The 19,048-nt window shown below is 63.9% G+C and carries 14 protein-coding genes; 3 read left to right on the plus strand and 11 right to left on the minus strand.

The window, feature by feature from the left end; translation table 11 throughout:
* Positions 1-2 precede the first annotated feature (2 nt).
* The 4 genes from alaS to ACFWHR_RS12600 form a co-directional block, all read right to left on the minus strand.
* Entirely contained in the window at positions 3-2,657 is a 2,655-nt protein-coding gene (gene alaS, locus ACFWHR_RS12585) for an alanine--tRNA ligase (protein ID WP_382448641.1), read from the minus strand.
* Positions 2,658-2,823: 166 nt separating this feature from the next.
* Positions 2,824-3,081, minus strand: coding sequence for a hypothetical protein (locus tag ACFWHR_RS12590; protein ID WP_382448642.1), 258 nt, complete (start codon positions 3,079-3,081; stop codon positions 2,824-2,826).
* 135 nt (positions 3,082-3,216) lie between these two features.
* Complete coding sequence (rpsD, locus tag ACFWHR_RS12595; protein ID WP_382448643.1) at positions 3,217-3,846, minus strand: 30S ribosomal protein S4; 630 nt, start codon at positions 3,844-3,846, stop codon at positions 3,217-3,219.
* Between the two features lie 277 nt (positions 3,847-4,123).
* The gene (locus tag ACFWHR_RS12600) at positions 4,124-5,407 is read right to left on the minus strand and encodes a replication-associated recombination protein A (RefSeq protein WP_382448717.1); all 1,284 of its coding nucleotides are present in this window, start codon (positions 5,405-5,407) and stop codon (positions 4,124-4,126) included.
* Between the two features lie 163 nt (positions 5,408-5,570).
* Between ACFWHR_RS12600 and ACFWHR_RS12605 the strand changes: the two genes are divergently transcribed.
* Together ACFWHR_RS12605 and ACFWHR_RS12610 are read left to right on the plus strand one after the other, a co-directional pair.
* Positions 5,571-6,809 (plus strand): DUF349 domain-containing protein, encoded by a 1,239-nt coding sequence (locus ACFWHR_RS12605; protein ID WP_382448718.1) that lies wholly within the window; start codon positions 5,571-5,573, stop codon positions 6,807-6,809.
* A 105-nt stretch (positions 6,810-6,914) separates the two neighbouring features.
* On the plus strand, positions 6,915-7,562 hold the full coding sequence (locus ACFWHR_RS12610; RefSeq protein ID WP_382448644.1) for a hypothetical protein: 648 nt from the start codon (positions 6,915-6,917) through the stop codon (positions 7,560-7,562).
* 35 nt (positions 7,563-7,597) lie between these two features.
* Here ACFWHR_RS12610 and ACFWHR_RS12615 read toward each other — a convergent pair whose 3' ends face one another.
* The 7 genes from ACFWHR_RS12615 to leuA form a co-directional block, all read right to left on the minus strand.
* Positions 7,598-9,844, minus strand: coding sequence for a RelA/SpoT family protein (locus ACFWHR_RS12615; protein ID WP_382448645.1), 2,247 nt, complete (start codon positions 9,842-9,844; stop codon positions 7,598-7,600).
* 164 nt (positions 9,845-10,008) lie between these two features.
* Positions 10,009-11,073, minus strand: a complete 1,065-nt coding sequence (gene secF / locus ACFWHR_RS12620; protein ID WP_382448646.1) for a protein translocase subunit SecF — start codon at positions 11,071-11,073, stop codon at positions 10,009-10,011.
* A gap of 2 nt (positions 11,074-11,075) precedes the next feature.
* Positions 11,076-12,845, minus strand: a complete 1,770-nt coding sequence (gene secD, locus ACFWHR_RS12625) for a protein translocase subunit SecD (protein WP_382448647.1) — start codon at positions 12,843-12,845, stop codon at positions 11,076-11,078.
* A gap of 61 nt (positions 12,846-12,906) precedes the next feature.
* The gene (gene yajC, locus ACFWHR_RS12630) at positions 12,907-13,413 is read right to left on the minus strand and encodes a preprotein translocase subunit YajC (protein ID WP_382448648.1); all 507 of its coding nucleotides are present in this window, start codon (positions 13,411-13,413) and stop codon (positions 12,907-12,909) included.
* Between the two features lie 109 nt (positions 13,414-13,522).
* Positions 13,523-14,527, minus strand: coding sequence for a Holliday junction branch migration DNA helicase RuvB (gene ruvB, locus ACFWHR_RS12635; RefSeq protein ID WP_382448649.1), 1,005 nt, complete (start codon positions 14,525-14,527; stop codon positions 13,523-13,525).
* Positions 14,524-15,156, minus strand: coding sequence for a Holliday junction branch migration protein RuvA (ruvA, locus tag ACFWHR_RS12640; RefSeq protein ID WP_382448650.1), 633 nt, complete (start codon positions 15,154-15,156; stop codon positions 14,524-14,526). The genes ruvB and ruvA overlap by 4 nt, the downstream gene beginning before the upstream one ends.
* A 100-nt stretch (positions 15,157-15,256) precedes the next feature.
* Entirely contained in the window at positions 15,257-17,026 is a 1,770-nt protein-coding gene (gene leuA, locus ACFWHR_RS12645) for a 2-isopropylmalate synthase (protein ID WP_382448719.1), read from the minus strand.
* 163 nt (positions 17,027-17,189) lie between these two features.
* On the opposite strand from leuA, the gene ACFWHR_RS12650 reads away from it, so the two are divergent.
* Positions 17,190-19,040, plus strand: coding sequence for a DUF2207 domain-containing protein (locus ACFWHR_RS12650; RefSeq protein WP_382448651.1), 1,851 nt, complete (start codon positions 17,190-17,192; stop codon positions 19,038-19,040).
* Positions 19,041-19,048 lie beyond the last annotated feature (8 nt).

The raw sequence follows: 19,048 nt of genomic DNA on the forward strand, positions 1-19,048 counted from the left end.
GCTTAGCCGCCCAGGCTGCGTCGAATTTCGGCCAACGCGGCATCGATCTTCGTGGCGTCGGTGCCGCCGCCCTGCGCGAGGTCATCTTTGCCGCCGCCACCGCCGCCGAGCACCTGCGCCCCCACACGAACCAGCGCGCCGGCGCGCGCGCCCGCCTCGCGTCCGGCCTGCGTGGTCGCAGCAATGACCACCGGCTTCCCACCGGCCTCGCCCGCAAGCACGACGACGCCGGGCTCTGACCCGAGCTGCTCACGCAGCGTCAGCGCCAGTCCGCGCAGGTCGTCTGCCGAGCCGACCGTTCCGAGTGAGGCGAGCACAGCGCGCACGCCGCCAAGCTGCTCCGCCGAAGCGAGCAGCTGCGGAACGCGCTGGCCAAGCTTCTCAGCCTCAAGCGCAGCGATCTTCTTCTCGGCCGCGCGCAGCTGCGCGCCGAGGTCTTGCACCTTGGTCACAAGCTCGGTACGCGGCACCTTTAGGCCACCGGAAAGCTGCTGCACGATGGCCCGCTCGGCTGCAAAGTTGCGGAACGCTTCGATCCCGACGAGGGACTCAACGCGACGGTTCGTCGATCCCACCGAGCTCTCGGAGATCAAGCTGATCATGCCGATCTCCGCGGAACTCGAAACGTGCGTGCCCGCGCACAGCTCGCGTGACCAGGGGCCACCGATATCGACCATGCGCACGCGGTCACCGTACTTCTCGCCGAATAGCGCCATCGCTCCGAGCGCTTTTGCTTCGTCGAGCGGCATCTCACGGGTCACGACATCGTAGTCAGACCGGATCGCGAGGTTCGAAATCTCCTCGATCTCGCTCTTGGTCTCGGGCGAGAGCGCGTCGGAGTGCGTGAAATCGAGACGAAGATAGCCGGCCTTGTTGTAGGAGCCTGCCTGGTGCGCGCTCTGTCCCAGCACCTCGCGAAGCGCAGCGTGCACGATGTGAGTTCCGGAGTGTGCCTGGGTAGCACCGCGACGGTAATCTGCGTCGACACGGGTCTCCGCGCGCACGTCGAGACCGATCGTGCCGATAACGACGCGCACGGTGTGCACGATCAGTCCGGGAACCGGCTTCTGTACGTCGAGCACTTCGGCTTCAAAGCCGTCACCGACGATGACACCCTGATCCGAGTCTTGACCGCCCGACTCCGCAAACAGCGATGTCTCTGAAAGCACGATCTCCGCGATGTCACCCTCGTGCGCTTCGCGTGCGGGGGCGCCGTCGAGCACGATGCCCAGCACGCGGCTCTCGTGTACGAGCTCGTCGTATCCCGTGAACAGGGTTTCACCCTGTCCGCGGAGCTCCTTGTAGATCGACAGGTCGGCGCGCTGGCCCTTCTTCGCCTTCGCGTCAGCTTTCGCGCGATCCCGCTGCTCCTGCATCAGCTCAGTGAAGACGGCGGCATCGACCGGAACCCCGGCCTCTTCGGCAATTTCGAGTGTCAGCTCGATCGGGAATCCGTGCGTGTCGTGCAGCAGGAATGCGGTGTCGCCGGTGACGGCAACGCCAGCGTCCTTCGCCGAGTCCACGGCCGAGTCGAGAATCTGAATGCCAGAGGCGAGCGTTCGCAGGAACGTCTTCTCTTCTGCGTATGCGGCGCGAGAAATGAAGTCAAAGTCGTCGGCGACGGCCGGGTACGCCGTGCTCATAGCGTCGCGCGATGCTGGGAAGAGCTCCGCGAAGCACGGTCCCTCGACACCAAGCAGGCGCATCGACAGCGTGACGCGACGCAGCAGTCGACGCAGAATGTAGCCGCGCCCCTCGTTCGACGGTGTGACGCCGTCGGCGATCAGCATCAGGCCGCTGCGCACGTGGTCGGCAATGACGCGCAGACGCACGTCGTCGGCGTGATCCGCGCCATAGGTCTTGCCCGCGATTTCGGCGGCGCGATCAAGCACGGGGCGCACCTGATCAATTTCGTACATGTTCGCGACGCCCTGCTTGATGAACGCGACGCGTTCGAGGCCGAGACCGGTGTCGATGTTCTTCTTCGGGAGTTCACCAAGAATGGTGAAGTCAGTCTTTGATCGCACGTCGGCGACCTCGTACTGCATGAACACGAGGTTCCAGATTTCGACGTAGCGGTCATCATCGGTGGCGGGGCCCCCGTCGATGCCGTGCTCGGGGCCAAGATCGAAGAAGATCTCGGAGCACGGGCCGGCCGGGCCCGGCTGACCCGTTGACCAGTAGTTCGTATCCTTGCCAAGCTTCTGGATGCGCTCGTCAGGCAACGTCGAGTGCTGCTTCCACAGCGCGATCGCCTCTTCGTCCTCTTCGTAGACCGTGACCCACAGATCCTTCGCGTCGAACCCGAGGCCCCCCTCGGCCTCGCTCGTCGTCAGGAGCTCCCACGCGAAGCGGATCGCCCCCTCCTTGAAGTAGTCACCGAATGAGAAGTTGCCGCACATCTGGAAGAAGGTGCCGTGACGAGGGGTCTTGCCGACCTCTTCAATGTCGTTGGTGCGAATGCACTTTTGCACGCTCGTCGCGCGCGGGAACGGCGCCGGAACGAGACCGGAAAGATACGGCACAAACGGCACCATGCCGGCGACCGTAAACATCAGACTCGGATCATCGCTGACGAGTGATGCGGAGGGCACGATCGTGTGCCCCTTCTTCTCGAAGAAGTCGAGCCAGCGGCGGTGAATTTCGGCGGTCTGCATCCGGAGTCCTTCGGTGGAAATCAGTGGGAAACGGGCGTACGGAGACGCCGTGGTGGATCAGTCGTGCGGGGAGGTCGCGCTCGACGAACTCAGCACATCGAGTCTGCCGCGCCCAGCGAGCTCACCGCATCGGATCGGTCGCGCTGGAAACGCGGGGCGCATCAGGTCAAGCGCGCTCGTTGAGTGCAGCCGCGAGTGCCTCGGCATCTGCCTCGTCGTCGGCCTCCGACTCGTAGCCCGCAGTGAATGCACGCCCGAACTCGTCCATTCCGCGGTTGACTCGCGAGAAGAACTGGCGACCCTCAGCGGTCTGATTTACGAAGTGCGCGCCGACGAACCCCAGCACGACACCGGTGACTAGCCAGAACAGCTTGCCCATGTCTTGATCCTCACCATCCGTGTCGGTGCGCGGCCGCGAAGCCACGCGTGCAACAGCACTCCCCAAGCTTAGCGGGTGGCACATTTGCGAACGCATGTCTTCCAGATACAGCAAACGGGGCGCCGGAAAGAATCCGGCGCCCCGTGTGCGCGAGCAGCGTGTGCTCGACGCAGTGAGTGCTTAGCGGCCCGAGTAGTACTCGACGACGAGCTGCACTTCGCAGGTCACGGGGACCTCAGCGCGCTTCGGGCGACGCACGAGGCGCGCCTGGAGCTTGTCGAGCTCGACCTCGAGGTAACCGGGAACGTTCGGGAGCACCTCGGCGTGGCCGCCTGCGGCTGCAACCTGGAACGGCTCGATCGCCTCTGAGCGCTCCTTGACGTGAATGAGCTGACCCGGCTTCACACGGAAGGACGGGCGGTCAACGATCTTGCCGTCAACGAGGATGTGGCGGTGCACCACCATCTGGCGGGCCTGTGCCGTGGTGCGGGCAAAGCCTGCACGGAGCACCAGCGCGTCGAGACGCATTTCGAGGAGCTCAACCAGGTTCTCACCGGTCAGGCCGTCCTGACGACGGGCTTCCTTGAACGCAATGGTGAGCTGCTTCTCGCGGATGCCGTACTGGGCGCGAAGACGCTGCTTCTCCCGCAGGCGAACGGCATAGTCGCTGTCGCTCTTGCGCTTGGTGCGACCGTGCTGGCCGGGGCCGTAGGGGCGCTTCTCGAGGTAGCGAGCTGCCTTCGGGGTCAGCGCGATGCCGAGCGAGCGCGACAGGCGGGTCTGGGAACGGGTACGCGACGTAGTCGACACGTGAATCCTTTCGGGTTTCTGAAATATGACAGCACGATCAGAACATCGAATCGTGCAGGTTCTCTCGGCCAGGCTGTGCCCGCATCAACGAGTGATGCACGCGACACAGCGAACCGTTTTCGGTGAGGGAACGACCAGCGCAGAAACCCGGCTACAGGGCGACTGCCATTCACTTCCCGCGTGCAGCCTGCAGCGGGGGCGAAGTTGGCCAGCGGCTAGCCTATCACCTTCCGCGCATCTACGCGCGCAGCGTCGGGCGCGAGTCGCTTGACAGCGGCTACGACGTGCCCCTCGTGATCCGGCGAATCTTTTCGAGGCGGTCGGAGACCTCACGCTCGTTGCCGTGCAGGGTCGGTTCGTAGTACACGCGATCGCGCAGCTCGTCCGGGAGATACTGCTGAGCGGAGACACCACGAGGATCGTTGTGCGGAAAGCGATACCCCTTGCCGTGGCCCATGCGCTTCGCGCCGGGGTAATGCGCATCGCGGAGGTGCTTCGGTACGAGCCCGAAGCGGCCCGCCTTCACATCAGAGATTGCCGCGTCGATCGCGCTGATGACGGCGTTCGACTTCGGCGCCGTTGCAATGTAAATGGTCGCCTCCGCGAGCGGAATGCGCGCCTCGGGTAACCCGATCAGCTGGGTTGCCTCTGCTGCGGCGACGGCAATCTGCAGCGCCTGCGGGTCTGCCATACCGACGTCTTCGGCCGCGTGCACCATGAGGCGGCGAGCGATAAACCGCGGATCTTCCCCGGCCTCGATCATCCGTGCGAGGTAGTGAATTGCGGCATCGGGATCGGATCCGCGCATCGACTTAATGAACGCACTGATCACGTCGTAGTGCTGGTCGCCGTTCTTGTCATAGCGCAGGAGCGCTCGGTCAATCGACACCGACACCGTCTCGGCGGTGACGACAGGCCGGTCGTCTCCCTCGGCACTCGCCAGCGCCGATGCGCCGGCAGCCTCGAGCCCCGTCAGTGCGCGTCGGGCGTCGCCGGAGGCGACCTGAACGAGCGCATCGAACGCATCGCCGGTCAGCGTGACGCGATCCGCCAGACCGCGCGGATCAGTGACGGCGCGCTCAAGCAAGCTGCGCAGATCCGGGTCGTTCAAGGGCTCGAGTGTCAGCAGCAGTGAGCGTGAGAGCAGCGGGCTAATCACCGAGAATGATGGATTCTCAGTGGTCGCCGCAACCAGAGTCACCCAGCCATTTTCAACACCGGGGAGCAGCGCGTCCTGCTGAGCCTTCGTGAACCGATGAATCTCGTCAAGGAAGAGCACTGTCGCGATGTTGTACAGGTCGCGGTCATTGAGCGCCCGCTCCATAACCGTGCGCACGTCTTTGATGCCGGCCGTGATGGCCGAGAGTTCAACGAATCTCCGCCCGCTGGAGTGCGCGATTGCCTGCGCGAGGGTCGTCTTGCCGGTGCCTGGAGGGCCCCACAAAATTACCGAAACGGCTCCCCCGCCGCCCGCGGCGTCGGCGGCGAGCGTGCGCAACGGAGAACCCGGCTTCAGAAGGTGCTGTTGGCCCACGACCTCATCCAGCGATTGCGGTCGCATCCGGACCGCAAGCGGTGCCGTGTTCGCGGGCGCAGGTCTCGAATCCACATCACCATCGTATCGACCGCCAATCACCGAGTTCTCAGCCGCGCACTGTGGCATAGTGGTGGTGACTATTCCGTCCGGTCGGTGCGCCGACCCCACAACACGACAGGTGAGCACAATCGTGAGCGAAGCGAGCAACGAAACGTCCTGGGGACGAGTCGACGAGGACCGTACCGTTTACGTGCGTGAGGGCGACACCGAACGCGTCGTTGGGTCGTTCCCCGATGGCACGCCCGAAGAGGCGCTCGCCTACTTCACCCGCAAGTTCTCGGACCTCGCAGGCCAGATCACGCTGCTCGAGGCCCGCATTGCGCGCGGCACGGCCGACGCATCGGCGGCTGACACGGTCGCCAAGCTCCGCGAGCAGCTCGTAGAGCCCGCGGCGGTGGGCAATATTGCGGCGCTGCGCGAGCGCGTCGAGAAGCTCGGTGAGAAGACCGCCGAACTGAGCGAGAAGCAAAACGCCGAGCGTGAGGCCGCGCGCCAGGAGGCAGTAGCCCAGCGCGAGACCATCGCCGTCGAGGCGGAGCGTCTAGCCAGTCAGCCAGAGGCATCGATTCGCTGGAAGGACACGAGCCTCGCGTTCGAACAGCTCTTCACTGATTGGCAGACTGCACAGCGCTCTGGCCCTCAGATCCCGAAGGCGCAGGCCGATGCTCTGTGGAAGCGCTTCCGCTCCGCACGCCAGACGTTTGATTCGGCACGTCGTTCGCACTTCGCTCAGATGGACGCGACTAACAAAGACGTGAAGCAGCGCAAGGAGCGCATCATCGCTTCGGCTGAGGCACTCGCACCGCGCGGTGTCGAGGGGATTCCGGCCTACCGGGCGCTGCTCGACGAGTGGAAGGCCGCAGGTCGCGCCAGCCGCAAACTTGACGACCAGCTCTGGGCGCGCTTCAAGGCAGCCGGCGATCTGCTCTATGAAGCGAAGGCCGCAGAAGCTGCTCTGACAAACGAAGAGTACGCCGAGAACCTCGCCGCGAAGCAGGCGCTGCTCGACGAGGCCGAACCGATCTTGCAGATCACCGAGCACGCTGCGGCACGCAAGCAGCTCACCGCGATTCAACTGCGCTGGGACGAACTCGGCCGCGTGCCGCGTGAGGCGCTGCGTGAGACCGAAGCGCGCCTTCGCAAGATCGAAGATCATGTGAAGCATCTCGAAGAAGATCACTGGAGCAAGTCGAATCCCGAGACAAAGGCCCGCAGCGAGGGCCTCCGCGGCCAGCTCGAGTCGTCGATCGCGGAACTTACCGCAGAGCTTGAAGCGGCAAAGTCGGATGGCAACGCGCGCAAGGCAAAGGACGCTGAAGAAAAGCTCGCCACGCAGCAGTCGTGGCTTGCCGCCATCGGAGACTGACTTCGCCGGCCGCTCACCACTCGGCCTCTGACGACCTCTGAGCAAGTTATCCACAGATTGAACCGCACCTGAATCGGGCGAGTCGGCTTCCTCCACACTGGAAGCATGACTCGCCCGATTCTTGGTTCTGCGCACGAACGCGATGCCGGTCACCCGGGCGGCGGCGCTGCGCGAAATTCTCCCGGCGAACTCGCGGGTATCGCGTTTCCCGCTGCGCGGCGACCACGGCTCGTGCTCCCCGCCATCGATGAATGGCCCGAAGCAGTGCGGTCGGCAGAACGAATTCGCGGCAGCCTCGTCGCGTGCGGGCCTGGGATGCGGCCGGTTGGTTGGCCCGAAACTCCACGAGTACGGCTCGCGGCGCTCGCACCATGGCTGGGCACGCGCTATGTCGCCATCCGGCTAACGGCCGCGTGGGTCTGGGGCGCGGCCAAGCACCCGGGGTCACCGATCGAGTGTTCGACGCACGGCCGCAAACGCGCGCCGTCGTTCACGTCACCGGGTCTCACGGTCTACGAGCACATGCTCACGAGCGATGACATTTGCCGCATTGGCGTCCAGTGCGTCACCACGCCAACGCGCACGCTGTGCGACCTGCTGAGATCGGCAGCGCCGCATCACATCACTGAACGCGTCGCCTGCCGACTGCTACTGGCGCGTCATCCCGGCGGCCGTGCCGCGGTGCACATGGCGCTCAATACCGGTGCACGCCGGTATCGCCGCATCGCGACGGCCCGGTTGCGCGAATTATGATCGGCCCGCGCAACCCGGCACGCATCGGCTCCGCGCTAATTGGTGATGCGATAGACGTCGTACACACCGTCAATGCGGCGCACGGCGTTCAGCACGTGGTCCAGGTGCGTCGCATTCGCCATTTCAAACACGAATCGGCTGATCGCGAGACGCGAGGTGGACGTGTTGACCGACGCCGACAAAATGTTGACGTGGTGTTCCGACAGCGTCCGTGTGACATCGGAGAGCAACCCAGAGCGGTCGAGGGCCTCCACTTGAATCTGCACCAGGAACACGCTCTTCGAGGTTGGCGCCCACTCGACGCCGACCACGCGGTCCTCCTGCGAGCGAAGGTTGATGAAGTTATGGCAGTCGACCCGGTGCACCGAGACGCCCTGCCCCTTCGTCACAAACCCCAAGATTTCGTCGCCGGGCACCGGGGTGCAACACTTCGCAAGCTTCGCGAGAACATCCGAAGCGCCCGAGACGATGACGCCGCTCGAGTCCGTGCTGCGTGGAGCACGCGGGGCCTCGATGATCGGCATCGACGACAGCGCCGGCTCCGTCGATACCTGCTCGTCGAATACGAGCGCGGTGACCTTCTCGACGACCGACTGTGCCGAGACGTGTCCCTCACCGACTGCCGCGTAGAGCGCCGTCACGTCGAGGTAGCGCAGCTGCAGCGCGATCTGCTGCAGCGCCGAGGAATTCATGACCCTGTGCAGCGGCAGACCCTGCTTGCGCAGCGCCTTCGCGATCTCAACCTTGCCGGTCTCTGCCGCCTCTTCGCGACGCTCCTTCGTGAACCACTGCCGAATCTTATTCTGCGCGCGCTTGCTCTTGACGAACGCGAGCCAATCTTGGTTCGGCCCAGCGTTCGGATCCTTGGACGTGAACACCTCGACCACGTCACCGTTTTGCAGCGCTGTCTCGAGCGGCACGAGACGGCCGTTCACGCGGGCGCCCATGGTGCGGTGGCCTACCTCGGTGTGCACCGCGTACGCAAAGTCGACGGTAGTGCCGCCCGCCGGCAACCCGATCACGCGGCCCTTCGGGGTAAACACGTAGACCTCTTTGGCGCCGATTTCATACCGGAGCGCGTCAAGGAACTCACTCGGATCTTCGGTCTCCGCCTGCCAGTCAGAGATGTGGGCAAGCCAGGCCATGTCGTTCGACGACTGATTCTGGCCCTGCTGCCGCTGCTTATACTTCCAGTGCGCCGCGACACCGTACTCGGCTCGCTGGTGCATTTCAACGGTGCGAATCTGAATCTCAACCGCACGACCGTCGGGGCCGATCACGGTCGTGTGCAGCGACTGATACAGATTGAATTTGGGCGTCGCGATGTAGTCCTTGAACCGGCCCGGTACCGGCGTCCAGCGCGCGTGCACGGCGCCGAGTACCGCGTAACAATCCCGAATCGACGTCACGAGTACGCGGATGCCGACGAGGTCATAGATCTCGTCGAAGTCCCGGCCGCGCACGATCATCTTCTGATAAATCGAGTACAGCTCTTTCGGGCGGCCCGTGACTTCGCCACGAATTTTCGCCTCGCGAAGATCGCCCTCGATCGAGCCAATCACCGTACCGACGAGTTCGTCCCGCTGCGGGTTACGCTGCGCAACGAGGTTCTGAATCTCCGCGTAAAGCTTGGGCTTCAATACTGCAAATGACAGGTCCTCAAGTTCCGTCTTCATCGACTGGATACCGAGGCGGTGCGCCAACGGCGCATAAATCTCAATGGTCTCTTGTGCCTTGCGCTTCGCCGATTCACTCGACACGAAGCCCCACGTCCGCGCATTGTGCAGCCGGTCGGCGAGCTTGATCACGAGCACCCTGATGTCCTTAGACATCGCGACAACCATTTTGCGCACGGTCTCGGCCTGGGCCGAGTCGCCGTACTTGACCTTATCGAGCTTCGTGACGCCGTCCACCAGCATCGCGATCTCCTCGCCAAACTCCTCAGTGAGCTGGTCGAGAGTGTACTCAGTGTCCTCCACCGTGTCGTGGAGCAGCGCCGCGGCGATGACGACAGGGGCGATCCCGAGTTCCGCAAGGATCTGCGCGACCGCAATCGGGTGCGTAATATACGGCTCGCCGCTCCGGCGCTTCTGACCGCGGTGCGCACGCTCGGCAACGGCGTACGCCCGCTCGATGATCGAGAGGTCTGCACGAGGATGGTTGCCACGCACCGTACGCACCAGCTGATCGACGGCACCCGGGGCGCTGCCGCGGGAGAAAATTCGCGGAACGAGGCGTCGGAGCGCGGTTGTTCCACTGGCAGTCGTGTCTTGAGTTGCCACGGATCACCTCCCTAGATTGATTGAACGCTACACCCCGCGTGAGGCCCGGAGCAAAATGAGCGAAGCCTCAGCGCGGTCGGGACGACGCTGAACTCCGCGCGGATATAGAAAAGGGCCGCCAAGACGTCGACCAGCGACGCTCCTGACGGCCCTCACCACGGGGATCAGCGAGCAGACTTCCCGAGCTCCGAGGTAGCAGTAGTTTCTACCTCAGTGTCATCAGTGTCAGCACCGGCTGCGTTCGCACGCGACCGGGTGCGCAGCACCTTCGCGTCGCGCTTCTTGATGCCCTCTTCGCCCTCGCGCAGCTGGGCATACGCCGGAGCCGCGATGAAGATCGTCGAGTACGCCCCGACCAAGATGCCGATGAAGAGCGCCAGCGAGATGTCGCGCAGGGTGCCTGCGCCCAGCACGAATGCACCGATGAACAGAATCGAGCCGACCGGCAACAGTGCCACGATCGAAGTGTTGATCGAGCGCACAAGTGTCTGATTCACGCCCAGGTTCACTGACTCCGCGAAGGTGCGCCGATCGTTCAGCTCACCGGGCACGGTATTCTCACGTATCTTGTCAAATACCACGACGGTGTCATACAGCGAATAGCCGAGAATCGTCAGGAAGCCGATCATGGCTGCCGGAGTGATCTCGAAGCCGGAGATGCCGTAAATACCCGCGGTAACCACGAGGTCGTGCAGCAGCGCGATAATCGCGGCAATCGACATCTTCCACGTTCTAAAGTAGAGCGCCATCACGAGCGCCGCGAACAAGATGAACACGAACAGCGCGATAATCGCCTGACGAGTGATGTCTTTACCCCAGGCAGGCCCGATGTACGAGGTGGTCACCTCGTCTACAGACACGCCGTAACTATCAGCGATGGCCGCCGCAACCTTACGGTTCTCGGAATCGTTGAGCGCTTCGGTCTGCACGCGGATGTCCGTCGGCCCGAGCTGCGAGACACGCGGAGCACTATTCGGCAGGGCCTCGCTCACGGCGGCCTCGGCAACGGCCGGGTCGCGATCTTGCCCCTCGGAGAGGTGCACCTGGAACTGGCTTCCACCAGTGAACTCAATGCCAAAGGTGAAGCCGCCACGCAGCATCGGCCCGGCGATCGAAATGATGATCAGAATGACCGAGACGAGATACCACGTCTTACGTCGACCGATGAAGTTGATCGACTTCTCACCGGTATAGAGCGCGTTGCCGAAGTCGGCGAATGAGCGAGCCATGGTCAGCTCTCCTTTCCGGTGGACGCATCAGCCGCGACGGCCTTGCGCTCGGCGATGGTCTGTCGGCGCGCCGCCTCGCCCTGGCTGCGGGCAGTCTTCTTACCAGCGCCTCGTGTCGCCACGACCGGCTCGCGGAACTGCATGCGCCCCCGGTACACGGCACCAAGCTTGGTTGGATCGAGACCGGATGCCGGGTGCCCTCCCTGGTAGAAGCGTGTGCGAGCAAGGAGCGTCATCATCGGGTGCGTAAACAGTGCGACTACGATGACATCGACGAGCGTGGTCAACCCGAGCGTGAACGCAAAGCCCTTCACACTGCCGACGGCGAGGATGAAGAGAATAACGGCTGCGAGGAAGTTCACGCCGTCAGACGCGAGCACCGTGCGGAAGGCGCGCTTCCAGCCGTGTTCGACCGCACTCTCGATCGAGAACCCGTCGCGAAGCGCGTCTCGAATTCTCTCGAAATACACGATGAACGAGTCGGCGGTGAAGCCCACCGCTACGATGATGCCGGCGACGCCGGCGAGCGACAATCGGTAGCCCTGACGCCACGAGAAGAATGTCAGCAACAGGTACGTCAAGATGCCAGCAATCACCAGTGAGGCGATCGTCAGCGAACCAAGGGCGCGGTACTGGAATGCCGAGTACACGACGACGAGCAACAAGCCGATCAGGCCCGCGAGCAGGCCCGCGGCGAGCTGGCTCGTACCGAGAGTTGCCGAGATATCTTCCTGGCTCTGCACGGTGAAGTCGATGGGCAGCGCGCCGAACTTCAGCTGATCGGCGAGCGCAGCTGCCGACTCCTGCGTGAACTGGCCGCTGATGGAGGGGCGTCCGTCGAGAATCTGTGCCTGCATTGTCGGCGCCGAGAGCACACGACCATCGAGTACGAACGCGAACTGGTTTTGCGGCTCAGCGGCTCCAAAGAGCCGCGTGCTGATCTTGCCGAAGGTCTCGGTGCCCTTCTTGTTCATAATGATCTGAACGACCCACTCACCGGTCGACGCACCGGTGGAGGTCGTACCGACCTGCGCAGTTGCGTCGGTGATGACGGAGCCATCGAGCTCAACCGGGCCCAGAATGTACTTCGCGGCGCCGCTGTCGTCACAGGTGATGAGCGGGCGGTCGGCGGGCGCATCCCCCGCGTCGAGCGCCGAGTCCGAGTCGCAGGTGAATGCGTCGAACTTGGCCTGGAGTGCCGGAGTGATCCAGGCGAGGTCCCCCGCACTGTCGGGAATCTTCTCAGGGTCGAGGTTTTCGTCGCTCGCAGCGGCCGCATCGGCCTTCGCCTTTGCCTCTGACTCAGCCTTGGTCTCAGCATCGGTCTTTGCCGTGTCGTCGGCCTTGTCGTCCGTCGTCGCTGAATCGAGCTTCGCACCGATGCCATACGTCAACACGGGGCGGAAGTCGAGTTTCGCTGAAGCCTCAATGCGTTGCAGCGTGGCCTCGTCGGCCTTGCCAGGAATCGACACGGAGATGTGCTGATTGCCCTGCGTCGTGATCTCGGCCTCGGAGACGCCCGCAGCGTCGACGCGCTGGCGAATGATGGAGACCGCTTGCTGCAGTTGATCGCCGGCGACGGCTTCGCCATCGGTCTGCTCGGCGGCGAGCAGAATCTGCGTTCCGCCCTGCAGATCAAGCGCAAGTTTCGGGGTCCAAGTGGCGTCGCTTCTCATGACGCCATACGTGATCAAACCGGCGAGCCCGACGATGAAGACCAACAGGAAAATGAGGGAACGACGGGCCCTCCGGACGGCGGGTGAAGACGCCAAGACAGACTGCTTTCTCTAAACGGGAGAGGGTGTGGCCGCGGTCGAAACCGCGGCCACGGGATCAAGCCTTAGGGGCTGAACCGTTTCCCTGCTCATCGACGTCGGTGTTGTCGCCGCCATCGCGGCTCGGATCGACTTCAGCAGTGAACGGATCGTTGTGCACGTCGTTCGAGCCGTCGAGCGGCGCGGCGTCGCTTGCCGGCGCGGCAGCGGTGCCCGCAGCACCGGCTGCGCCGAGACGCTCGCCGAACGCAGGATCGTCGTCGGGAGCGAGCTCAGGGGCGGCGTCTTCGACGGGAGCGTCAGACGGCGTGACGACCTGAGTGACCGCGTTGCGGTGCACCACGAGTGTCGACGAACCGCTGCGCAGCGTGACCTTGTTGTTCTCCTCATCGATCGAATCGATCGTTCCGAAGATGCCAGACTGCAGCATGACCTCAGCACCTGGGCGGACGCTGCTCTGCAGCTCTTGCTGAGCAGCCTGCCGCTTCTTGCCGTTCCGGAACATGAAGAAGATCAACAGCGCGATCAGCGCAAACATCACAATAGTGATCGGGTCCAGAGCCACAGTGGTCCTTTCAACAGGCGAACGTGCGCCTCTCGTGAGACACAGATTGGACCAGTTTAACGGGTTGCCGCTGTGAATGCTCCCGACCGCGCCAAGTTACAACTTCAGACTACGGTGCCGGCGCCGCTGGCGGCACCGCACCGATGTGCTCCCAGCCGAGCCGCGTCGCGACGCGTCCGCGAGGCGTGCGCGACAGCAGCCCGGTACGCACGAGGAACGGCTCGACAACCGCTTCGATCGTCTCGGCTTCCTCGCCCACGGACACCGCGAGTGTCGACAAGCCGACAGGGCCACCGTTGAAGCGCTCTACGACCGCCCGCAATACCTCGCGATCAAGCCGGTCGAGTCCGTGGTGATCGACGTCGTACAGCGACAGCGCGGCCTGCACGGTTTCGGTGTTCCCAGCGACGTCGTGCACGAGACCGTAGTCACGCACGCGCCGCAGCAGCCGGTTCGCGATTCGCGGTGTGCCGCGTGATCGCCGCGCGATCTCATCGACGCCACTCTCGGACAGCGCGAAGTCAATCAGCCCGGCCGCGCGTCTAACGACGCTCGCGAGCTCATCATCAGCGTAAAACTCCAGGTGCGCGGTGAACCCGAAGCGGTCGCGCAGCGGGTTCGGGAGTAGTCCCGCGCGGGTGGTGGCGCCCACAAGCGTGAACGGCGAAAGATCGAGCGGAACCGAGGTCGCGCCTGCGCCCTTACCCACCATGATGTCGACTTTGAAGTCTTCCATCGCGAGATAGAGCATCTCTTCGGCACTGCGCGCCATGCGATGGATCTCGTCAATGAAGAGCACTTCACCGGGGGTTAATGCCGAAAGCACAGCGGCAAGATCGCCCGCGTGCTGAATGGCAGGCCCGGAGGTCTGATGCAGGGGTTTGTCGAGTTCTGCAGCGACGATCATCGACAGCGTGGTCTTTCCGAGCCCGGGAGGTCCCGCCAGCAAGATGTGGTCGGGAGTGTGGCGTCGCATGGTTGCAGCGTCAAGCAGTAGCCCGAGTTGCCGGCGCACCTTGGACTGACCGACAAACTCGGCGAGGGTCGCTGGCCGCAGTGCGCCCTCGTACCCCTGTTCCGAAGCCGTTGCCTGGGCCGAAAGCTCGCCCGTCATCGCCCGCTCCGAGAACCGCGGCCGCCGCTGCGGCTCGCCTGCAACAGCGCAAGCGCTGCCCGCAGCAGACCGGCGCTGTCTTCGGGTGCACCAGCGTCGCGAGCGTCTTGCACCGCCTGTTGCGCGTCCGACTCGCCCCAGCCGAGCCCAACGAGGCCCTGGCTGACGCCGTCTGCCAGGGCGTCAGCGGGCGCAACGGCCGCGACCGAAGCGTCGTCTCCGAGATCAAGTTCGGTGAGTTTGCCCGCGAGCGAAAGCGTGATGAGCTTCGCCGTCTTCGGCCCGATTCCCGACACTTTACGGAAGGGCTTATCGTCATCGTTCGTCACAGCCCCGGCGATCTCCGAGGGCGTGAGCGCCGAAAGTACTCCGAGCGCGCTGCGCGGGCCTACTCCCGAGACGGCGATGAGGTGGCCAAACACCGCGAGTTCCGGCTCCGTCGAAAATCCGAACAGCGTCAGCGAGTCTTCGCGAACCACAAGCGACGTGTGCAGCCGAACAACGTCACCCGGCACGGCTTGCGCGACGCGTCCGCTCGGCACCTCGACACGCATGCCGAGCCCTCCGAGCTCCACGACGACCCAACCAGCACCCGCAGCGAGCACTGGCCCGCGAATCGAAGCAATCACACGTTCACCCTAGAAGATCGGAGCTCCAAACACAGCAGCGCCACACCGAAAATTCGAACATATGTACGAAATCGATGTGGCGCGCTGTTGCCAACCGCCGCTACGCGTCTACGGTCGCTGCCTGAACCTCGCGCTGGCCGTTACGGATCGCACGGTTCACGGAGCTGATGATTGCCTCAAGCGTCGCTCGGCTCGTGTCGGCGTCTATACCCACGCCCCACAGCCGCTGGCCGTCAACCTCGAGATCCACGTACGATGCGGCGACCGCGTCGCCGCCCGAGCTCATCGCGTGTTCGACGTAGTCGAATAGCGTGACCGCGTGGCCAGCCTCGTTCAGGGCGCTGATGAAGGCGTCGACCGGACCGTTGCCGCGCGCCGTGATCTGCTGGTCGTCGGCGCCGACTCGGTAGTCGACCGTGAGTTCGGTCACGCCGTCGCCGGCACTCGTCGCCGTCGTGCGGAAGATCTCGTACCGCCCCCAGCGCTCGGCATCCTCGACCTGGGACGGCAGGTATTCGTCCTGGAAGATGCGCCAGATCTCATCGCTCGAGACCTCGCCACCGGAGGAATCGGTGACGCTCTGCACAACCGAGCTGAACTCGATCTGCAGGCGGCGTGGCAGGTCAAGATGATGATCGGTCTTCAGCAGATACGCCACCCCACCCTTGCCTGACTGGGAGTTGACGCGAATCACGGCCTCGTACGACCGACCCAGGTCCTTTGGGTCAACGGGCAGATACGGCACTGCCCACTCTATGTCGTCCACGGTCTTGCCCGCCGCTTCGGCGTCTTGCGACATCCGTTCGAAGCCCTTTTTGATCGCGTCTTGATGCGATCCCGAGAACGCCGTGTACACCAGGTCGCCGGCCCACGGGCTACGCTCGGGTACTCGCAACTGGTTGCAATACTCGGCGGTGCGACGCACCTCGTCGAGACGCGAGAAGTCGATCTGCGGGTCGATGCCCTGCGTGAAGAGGTTGATGCCCAGCGCGATGAGATCAACGTTGCCCGTGCGCTCGCCATTTCCGAACAAGCAGCCCTCGATGCGATCAGCGCCGGCCTGGTAGCCGAGTTCGGCAGCGGCGACCGCGGTGCCCCGGTCATTGTGCGGGTGGAGCGACAGAATGACGTTCTCACGGTGGTTCAAGTGCCGGCTCATCCACTCGATCGAGTCGGCGTACACATTCGGGGTTGCCATCTCGACGGTGGCCGGCAGGTTGATGATTACCTTGCGCTCTGGCGTCGGTTCGAGCACCTCAAGCACGTCGTTGCACACCTCGACCGCGTAGTCGAGCTCGGTACCGGTGTACGACTCGGGTGAGTACTCGTAGAAGATCTCGGTGTCCGCACAAATGTGCTCGCTCGCTCGGCACAGCTTCGCACCGTCGACCGCGATCTGCTTGATACCGGCGCGATCCGAACGGAACACCACATCCCGCTGGAGAATGCTCGTCGAGTTGTAGAGATGCACAATCGCCTGCTTCGCGCCGATCAACGACTCGTAGGTGCGGGTGATGAGGTGCTCGCGTGCCTGCGTCAGTACCTGAATGGTCACGTCAGCCGGAATCGCATCGTCTTCGATGAGGTGCCGCACGAAATCGAAGTCCGTCTGGCTCGCGGACGGAAAACCGACCTCGATCTCCTTGTAGCCCATCTTCACGAGCAGATCGAACATGATCCGCTTGCGCTCGGGGCTCATGGGGTCGATGAGTGCCTGGTTGCCGTCTCGCAGGTCAACCGCACACCAGCGCGGGGCCTCGGTAATTCGCTTCGAGGGCCACGTGCGATCTGGAAGATCAACATCGATGATCTCGTGAAACGGGCGGTAGCGATGGATCGGCATACCGGAGGGCTGTTGCATGTTCTGCATGGACTCGTCTTTCTCGTCGTGGTCTTGCTCAGCCAAACACGAACACCGCGACGAGGGAGGCCAGAGACTGATTAGTAAGTCGAGGACTCGTCGCGGCAGCTAAGGAGAAGCGAGCCGAACAGCATGCGCATTACTCTAGCACCGGTGCCCTAGCCTGGCTGACATGACCTTTCGCACGCGTTCGCACCCCCGCACCGCCAGCGCAGCATTCATCACCCGCGCGATCACGGCGGCGGCGGCGCTGGCGTGGGCATTCACCGCGCTCGCGTCCCCCGCAACCCCCGCATCCGCCGACGTCTCTGACTTCTCCTATGCGAGTTGGGACGTTGACTACACTCTCGACACCGATGCGGGCGGGCGCTCGATCACCCACGTGACGGAGACTCTCGTAGCCGAGTTCCCGATGTTCAATCAAAATCGCGGCATTGTTCGTGGACTCCCGATCGAGTACGAGGGCAGCTCAACAAACCCGTCGAATTTCTCGGTCACTGACGCCTTCGGTGCGGACGTGCCCTTTGAGGTCGAACATGAAGACGGCTTCGTTGCGGTGCTCACCGGCGACGACAGCTACGTGCGGGGCGAGCAAACATATGTCATCTCGTACACGTTTCACGACACGGTACTCGCGCGCTCAGACGGCAAAGCCGACGAGTTCTACTGGGACCTCGTCGATTTCGAGCACGAGCAACCGATCGACCAGTTCGCCGCCACGATCAGCTTTGGCCCCGGCCTCGCAGATCGTCTGAACGGAAACGCGCGCTGCTACGTGGGCAGCGCGGGGTCGACCGCGGAGTGCGAGATAGCGCAGTCCGCCTACTCAGACGAGGCGAAATATGAAATCTCGGGCGTACGACTCGGGCGCCGCGAAGGGGTCACGGCGGCGATCGGGCTCGATGCCGGTGCCGTCGTGCAGCCGCCCACTCGTCTCCCGAACTTCGCTCTCGATACGCTCCCGCTGTTCGTCGGCGCCACCGCACTCGGCACCGCCGGAGTCGCTGCAGTTTCCACGTTTCGGTTACGCAAGCGACGTCGCTTGGGACGCGGCACGATCGTTCCGCAGTATGACGTGCCGGATCACCTTCCGCCCGTGCTCGCGGGACCCATTGCCGGTGTGCCAGCGCCGACCGCACCGGCCGAACTCGTGCACCTTGCTGTGCGCGGCGCGATCCGCATCGAGGACGGCCAGCCGGAGCAGACATTTTTCGGCCGGCTTCCGGCGCAGCCCGTGCTGCGCATCATGGACCCGGAACGGGCCGTCGATCCCCTGGATGTGCGAATGATGGACACGGTGTTTCCGACGGGCACACCTGGAGAGGCGGTCGTGCTCCCACGCAAGAGCACGTCGTTCGGTTCGCTCATGCAGCAGGTGCAGTCGGTGGGCGCCCGCGAAGCGGTCGCGCGCGGCTATTTCGAGAAGGTCGCGAATCCCGTGGCGCGCCGGTGGGGCTGGGTCTCCCTCGGGCTCGTCGTGGTGCTCGCAGCGATGACCGTGGCATCCCTCGTGCTGCGGCATAACGCACTGGCTGTCGCCTTCATACTCGCGGGCGTGTGTGCCGCCGTGATCGCGATCATCTCGATGGTCAAGCAACGTGTGTACACACCGTTCGGGGCAGAGACACGTGAGTATCTCGAGGGCGTGCGTCTCTTTATTCGAGTCGCGGAGGCGGATCGAATTCGCATGCTGCAGTCCTACTCAGGTGCGGAGCGCTACGCGGACGGCACCGTCAACGTTGCGCACCTCTATGAACGTCTACTCCCCTACGCCATGCTCTTTGGCCTGGAGAAAGAGTGGACGCGGGTGCTGCAGGTCGCGTACGAGTCGCAGCCGGGATTCGCCCCCGCTTGGTACCCTGCAGTCGGCCTCGCCGGTATGTCGAACTTCACGAGCACGATCTCGCAGTTCACCAACTCGCTCACGTCATCCGTCAGCTACACGTCGAGCAGCTCGGGCGGGTCATCGGGGGGCGGGTTTTCCGGTGGCGGCGGCGGCGGTGGTTTCTCGGGCGGGCGTTGAAGCGCCCG

This window comes from Leucobacter sp. NPDC058333 (assembly GCF_042726155.1).
Lineage (GTDB): Bacteria > Actinomycetota > Actinomycetes > Actinomycetales > Microbacteriaceae > Leucobacter.